This window comes from Brevundimonas sp., assembly GCF_032107865.1.
In the GTDB taxonomy this organism is placed as follows: Bacteria; Pseudomonadota; Alphaproteobacteria; order Caulobacterales; family Caulobacteraceae; genus Brevundimonas.
Genome location: NZ_DAMCNG010000371.1, coordinates 1 through 1445 on the forward strand (window position 1 = coordinate 1; position 1445 = coordinate 1445).

Here is a 1445-nt window from a genome sequence, read left to right on the forward strand (position 1 = left end):
GCCCTCGACGTCGGCGGTGGCCAGGGACCAGTCGGATGCGGCGGCCAGGGCCTGGGCCGCGCGGGCGACGTCGGGCGTCAACACGCGGACAGCAGCCAGGGCGGCGGCGCCCATGAACAGGGTGCGGCGGGTCGGGGTCATGGCGGTCTCTTCAGGCAGCGGGACTTAGCGGATGCGAATGGTCTGGGCCGTGGCGCCCGAGACGTCGAAGCGGGCGCGATCCCACCTGGCCGGCCCCATGTTGCCGACGGCGTTGTTGGAGAAGGCGAAGGGTTCAGTCGGCATGCCGAACGGGTTCACGTCCATCTTTCCGTTGCCGTTGACGTCATGGAACGCCTTCATGCCGTAGGCGCCGGCCGGCAGGTTCTCGAACACGGCGGCGCGCTCGCCCCCCGCCACGTCGACCCGGGCCACACGGCTCGGGGCGCCGCTCTCATAGGCGGCCTCATCGGCATAGAGGGCGACCATGACGGCGCCGGTCTCAGCGCCCGTCTCGAAGGTAAAGGACAGACGGTTGTCGGCGGACTGTGCGGCGGCGGTCAGAGGGGCGACGGCTAGGGCGGCGGCGATAGCAAGAAGGCGGATCATGGCGGGCATCCTTGAAGGCGGGTGAAGAAATCGCCGCCTTTCTTCCTTTCCCCGTCGAACCCCGCCAGCGACCTTGCGTCCGCGACCGCCGCGCCTTCGCCAACGACCACCGCCCGCCGTTCACGAAGCGCCAATGACCCGCTTGTCGTCGCCAGGACACAGCCTGCGGCAGCAGCCCGGCTTGCTCCTCGCGCCGAGGGGCCGTAAGTCGCAGAACCATGACCCAGACGTCCGCGACCGCCGCCCCGCTGATCTGCCCCTCCATCCTGGCCAGCGACTTCTCCAAGCTGGGCGAGGAGATCCGCGCCCTGGAAACCGCCGGCGCCGACTGGATCCACGTCGATGTCATGGACGGCCATTTCGTGCCCAACCTGACCATCGGCCCGGACGTGGTGAAGGCCCTGCGCCCCCACACCAGCCTGCCGTTCGACGTGCACCTGATGGTCGCCCCAGTCGACAACTGGCTGGAGGCCTTCCGCGCGGCGGGCGCCGACGTCATGAGCGTCCACCCCGAAAGCGGCCCCCACGTTCACCGCACGCTCGGCCAGATCCGCCAGCTGGGCGCCAAGGCCGGCCTGGTGTTCAACCCCGCCACGCCGCTGAGCGTGCTGGAGGAAGCCGTCGAACTGGTCGATCTGGTGCTGATCATGTCGGTCAACCCCGGCTTCGGCGGTCAGAAATTCATCGAGACCTCGCTGAAGAAGATCGAGCGCGCCCGCGCCATCCTCGACCACGCCGGGTCCAAGGCCCACCTGCAGGTCGACGGCGGCGTGGTCGCCGCCAACGCCGGGGCCTGCGTCGCCGCCGGGGCCGACGCCCTGGTCGCCGGCTCCTTCGTCTTCAAGGGCGGGCCGGAC

The 1445-nt window shown here is 70.1% G+C and carries 2 protein-coding genes; one reads left to right on the plus strand and one right to left on the minus strand.

Translation table 11 applies throughout. The annotated features are described in order from the left end of the window. Nucleotides 1–165: 165 nt before the first annotated feature. Nucleotides 166–588, minus strand: coding sequence for a DUF2141 domain-containing protein (locus RT567_RS16805; RefSeq protein ID WP_313577331.1), 423 nt, complete (start codon nucleotides 586–588; stop codon nucleotides 166–168). Between the two features lie 218 nt (nucleotides 589–806). Between RT567_RS16805 and rpe the strand changes: the two genes are divergently transcribed. Continuing rightward, nucleotides 807–1445: ribulose-phosphate 3-epimerase (rpe, locus tag RT567_RS16810; protein ID WP_313577332.1), on the plus strand; the 639-nt coding region annotated here is incomplete at its 3' end.

Coding starts and splice junctions, on each gene's coding strand:
- RT567_RS16805 (WP_313577331.1), bottom strand. CDS start 588: ATGATCCGCCTTCTTGCTATCGCCGCCGCCCTAGCCGTCGCCCCTCTG.